The organism is Citrobacter sp. Cpo069 (genome assembly GCF_030332785.1).
Taxonomy (GTDB): Bacteria; Pseudomonadota; Gammaproteobacteria; order Enterobacterales; family Enterobacteriaceae; genus Citrobacter; species Citrobacter portucalensis.
Window position 1 is genome coordinate 1,407 of the sequence record NZ_JAOWHD010000057.1, and the last position, 3,589, is coordinate 4,995.

6 protein-coding genes are annotated in these 3,589 nt (G+C 47.8%); 3 read left to right on the forward strand and 3 right to left on the reverse strand.

Going from position 1 to position 3,589, the window contains the following annotated elements; genetic code table 11:
- Window positions 1-131, reverse strand: a 131-nt coding sequence (locus tag OGY08_RS25220; protein WP_353622340.1) for a helix-turn-helix domain-containing protein, incomplete at its 3' end; no start/stop codon positions are given.
- 110 nt (window positions 132-241) lie between these two features.
- On the opposite strand from OGY08_RS25220, the gene OGY08_RS15345 reads away from it, so the two are divergent.
- Window positions 242-1,159 (forward strand): type II restriction endonuclease, encoded by a 918-nt coding sequence (locus OGY08_RS15345; RefSeq protein ID WP_001189380.1) that lies wholly within the window; start codon window positions 242-244, stop codon window positions 1,157-1,159.
- 191 nt (window positions 1,160-1,350) lie between these two features.
- Here the strand turns inward: OGY08_RS15345 and OGY08_RS25225 are convergent, their stop codons facing one another.
- Window positions 1,351-1,512: a replication initiation protein gene (locus OGY08_RS25225; RefSeq protein WP_071596883.1), complete on the reverse strand. Its 162-nt coding sequence runs from the start codon at window positions 1,510-1,512 to the stop codon at window positions 1,351-1,353.
- 652 nt (window positions 1,513-2,164) lie between these two features.
- Window positions 2,165-2,356 (reverse strand): Rop family plasmid primer RNA-binding protein, encoded by a 192-nt coding sequence (locus OGY08_RS15350; RefSeq protein ID WP_000165985.1) that lies wholly within the window; start codon window positions 2,354-2,356, stop codon window positions 2,165-2,167.
- Window positions 2,357-2,420: 64 nt separating this feature from the next.
- Between OGY08_RS15350 and OGY08_RS15355 the strand changes: the two genes are divergently transcribed.
- Entirely contained in the window at window positions 2,421-2,744 is a 324-nt protein-coding gene (locus OGY08_RS15355) for a MobC family plasmid mobilization relaxosome protein (RefSeq protein WP_052994485.1), read from the forward strand.
- The coding region (mbeA, locus tag OGY08_RS25325; protein ID WP_502873287.1) for a plasmid mobilization relaxase MbeA at window positions 2,734-3,589 on the forward strand (856 nt) is incomplete at its 3' end. The genes OGY08_RS15355 and mbeA, both read left to right, overlap by 11 nt.

Genomic DNA, 3,589 nt, shown 5'->3' on the forward strand with positions numbered 1-3,589 from the left:
TCCCCGCGCTCCCATCTTCTTATGGTTCTGTCTCCATATTTTGAAAGACCAAGGGCGTCTGCAAACTCTTTTTGAGTCATATGAAGTCTTTCTCTTTTTTCTTTGATTGTTGCTGCGATATTATCAGTCATGCATGTCTACCAGAATTAAGTGTTGGTTTTAGGACAGTTTGTCCTGTTTTGATTCCAATTATGAACGTGCATGAAAAAACTTTCAAGTAGATATAAAAAGGTTATTTTTTATGCAAAGATTAAGTCCTGGTGAATTTAAAACTCTAATTTCTAAAGAGAGAAAGTCGCATTTTATTACGCCATTTGCTTTGGTTTATAAAACATTTTGTGATTTAGGGTATGATCAAAAAAATAGTGATTATTTTTTGAATAATCCAAGTGAATATATAATTGCAATGAGAAAAAACTGCTGGAAAGAATTTGAACCATTTGAAAAAGAATTCACAACAAGAATGTTATCATATCTTATTGATGAAGAAAGAATAAAAGATATGAGTCCTTATGATGCCATTCGTGATTTTACGATGGAATACCCTACACACATATATGATTTGGCACTGTCTAACACTCAATCCAGACGTAGCAGGGCAGGAAAAGAGTTTGAGTCTATTCTTGAGCTATTAATGATGGGGGCAGGAATTCCTGTTGATGTGCAGGGGGCTATTGGGAAGTCATTTTTTCAAAAAAACCAAATAGGTAAACTTGTAGATCTTGTTATGCCAGGTGTAGTCCAGTACACATCTAACAAAAGAAATACAATGTTGATTTCCGCTAAAACAACGCTGAGGGAGCGATGGCAAGAAGTACCTGAAGAGGTTAATAGAACAGGAATTAGAGAAATGTATCTAGCTACACTAGATGATTCTTTTAGCGAGGAGACAATAAATATATTGTACGAGGCTAATGTGGTCGTTGTAACGACGATAGAAAATAAAAATTTCAAATATAAAAATAATAATAGGGTGCTAACCTTTGAAGATATGCTTCAGTCAGCAATGGAATTATCAAGAAAGTGGAATAATGTAAGTTACACAGACTCTGAAAAAGAGGAAATTCAACAGTCAATATTAAAACAAATAGAAAAATATAGTGATTTCCCTTATGTTGTTAATTATTATAGAAATAGGCTTAGTGCTCTTTTTGACTAAAAAACTAAAAGGATCTCTTGAGATCCTTTTTTTCTGCGCGTAATCTTGGACCTGTAAACGAAAAAACCACCCTGGCAGGTGGTTTTTTCGAAGGTTAGCTAATCCTGGCAGATTATCTAACCGAGGTAATCTGGCTTCAGCAGAGCACAGATACCAAATACTGTCCTTCCAGTGTAGCCGTAGTTAGGCCATCACTTCAAGAACTCTGTAAGCATCTGGATAAATCTCGCTCTGCTAATCCGGTTACCAGTGGCTGCTGCCAGTGGCGTTAAGGCGTGTCTTACCGGGTTGGACTCAAGACGATAGTTACCGGATAAGGCGCAGCGGTCGGGCTGAACGGGGGGTTCGTGCACACAGCCCAGCTTGGAGCGAACGACCTACACCGAACTGAGATACCAACAGCGTGAGCTATGAGAAAGCGCCACGCTTCCCGAAGGGAGAAAGGCGGACAGGTATCCGGTAAGCGGCAGGGTCGGAACAGGAGAGCGCACGAGGGAGCTTCCAGGGGGAAACGCCTGGTATCTTTATAGTCCTGTCGGGTTTCGCCACCTCTGACTTGAGCATCAATTTTTGTGATGCTCGTCAGGGGGGCGGAGCCTATGGAAAAACGCCAGCGGCGCGGCCTTTTTGTTCACATGTTCTTTCCGGCCTTATCCCCTGATTCTGTGGATAACTGCATTACCGTCTTTGCGTGAGCTGATACCGCTCGCCGCAGCCGAACGACCGAGCGTAGCGAGTCAGTGAGCGAGGAAGCGGAAGAGCGCCTGATGCGGCATTTTCTCCTTACGCATCTGTGCGGTATTTCACACCGCATATGGTGCTCTTTTCTTATAATCCGCACCGATGCCACATAGTTAAGCCAGTATACACTCCGCTATCGCTACGTGACTGGGTCATGGCTGCGCCCCGACACCCGCTAAAACCCGCTGACGCGCCCTGACGGGCTTGTCGGCTCCCGGCATCCGCTCACAGACAAGCTGTGACCGTCTCCGGGAGCTGTATGTGTCAGAGGTTTTCACCGTCATCCCCGAAGCGTGCGAGGCAGCTGCGGTAAAGCTCGTCGGCGTGGTCGTGAAGTGATTCACAAATATCGGCCTGTTCATCTGCGTCCAGTTCGTTGAGCTTCTCCAGCAGCGTTAATGTCTGGCTTCTTATAAAGCGGGCCATGTTAAGGGCGGTTTTTTCCTGTTTGGTCACTGATGCCTCCGTGTAAGGGGGATTTCTGTTCATGGGGGTAATGATACCGATGAAACGCGAGAGGATGCTCACAATACGGGTTACTGATGATGAACATGCCCGGTTACTTGAACGCTGTGAGGGTAAACAGCTGGCGGTATGGATGCGGCGGGTCTGTCTGGGTGAGCCGGTTGCCCGCTCCGGGAGGCTGCCGACACTGGCACCGCCGTTACTGCGTCAGCTGGCCGCCATCGGGAATAACCTGAATCAGACGGCGAGGAAGGTGAACAGCGGGCAGTGGTCTTCCGGTGACCGGGTTCAGGTGGTGGCCGCACTGATGGCCATCGAGAGAGAGTTGCGCAGCTTACGGCAGATGGTCAGGGAACAGAGAGTGCAGGATGATAGTTAAGTTTCATGCCAGGGGAAAAGGTGGTGGCAGTGGTCCGGTTGATTACCTGCTGGGAAGGGAGCGAAACCGGGAAGGGGCAACGGTGCTTCAGGGTAATCCGGAAGAAGTCCGGGAACTCATCGATGCCACGCCATTTGCGAAGAAATACACGTCAGGTGTTCTGTCGTTCGCGGAGAAGGAGCTGCCGCCGGGAGGACGTGAAAAGGTGATGGCGAGCTTTGAGCGTGTACTGATGCCCGGTCTCGAAAAGAATCAGTACAGCATCCTGTGGGTGGAGCATCAGGACAAGGGACGGCTTGAGCTGAATTTTGTCATTCCGAACATGGAGCTACAGACCGGAAAACGCCTCCAGCCGTACTACGACCGGGCAGACAGGCCGAGAATTGATGCCTGGCAGACGCTGGTTAATCACCATTACGGGCTGCATGATCCCAACGCCCCGGAGAACCGCCGGATACTGACTCTCCCTGATAACCTGCCAGAAACGAAACAGGCGCTTGCAGAGAGCGTCACACGCGGGATAGACGCTCTTTATTATGTCGGGGAGATAAAAGGCCGTCAGGATGTGATTCAGGCGCTCACAGAGGCGGGGCTTGAAGTGGTCAGGGTGACGCGAAGCAGTATCAGCATTGCAGACCCGAACGGCGGGAAGAATATCAGGCTGAAAGGAGCATTTTATGAGCAATCTTTTACAGACGGGCGCGGAGTTCGAGAAAAAGCTGAAAGAGAGAGCCGAATCTACAGAGACAATGCTGAACGACGAGTTCAGCAAGCTCGAAAAATCTGTAAGCAAGGCTGTGACCTCAAACGAGACGAAAATCAAAGACGCTATAGCCCTGTTCACA